The organism is Faecalibacterium sp. DFI.5.82 (assembly GCF_029076575.1).
Taxonomy (GTDB): Bacteria; Bacillota; Clostridia; order Oscillospirales; family Ruminococcaceae; genus Faecalibacterium; species Faecalibacterium duncaniae.
The window spans coordinates 1-302 of sequence record NZ_JARFIS010000727.1 but is presented as its reverse complement, the minus strand read 5'-3'; the positions used below and the strand labels follow the sequence as shown (position 1 = coordinate 302).

Annotated in this window: 1 pseudogene; it reads left to right on the top strand. The window is 53.6% G+C overall.

The features are described 5' to 3' along the window. Nucleotides 1–138: 138 nt before the first annotated feature. Nucleotides 139–302: pseudogene (locus tag P0G09_RS18640) on the top strand (2-deoxyribose-5-phosphate aldolase); the annotation flags it as partial.

Here is a 302-nt window from a genome sequence, read left to right as displayed (position 1 = left end):
GAAAGGTTTTGCATTCCTGGTTTCCGGTCTTGTTCTGGGCATCATTGGTGCCACCGCATCTGTAACGGCAATTGCCCTGAGCGCTGTGGGCATGGCAAAGGTCCGCCGTGCCAGCAAGAATTGATGGAGGAAAATAATATGACCCGTGAAGAAATCCTCTCCCATGTCGATCATACCCAGCTGAAGCCTGAGGCCACCTGGCCCCAGATCCAGACCATCTGTGATGAGGCCATTACCAACCACACCGCATCCGTCTGCATCAACACCTGCTATGTAAAGCTGGCGGTTGAGTATATGGCGGG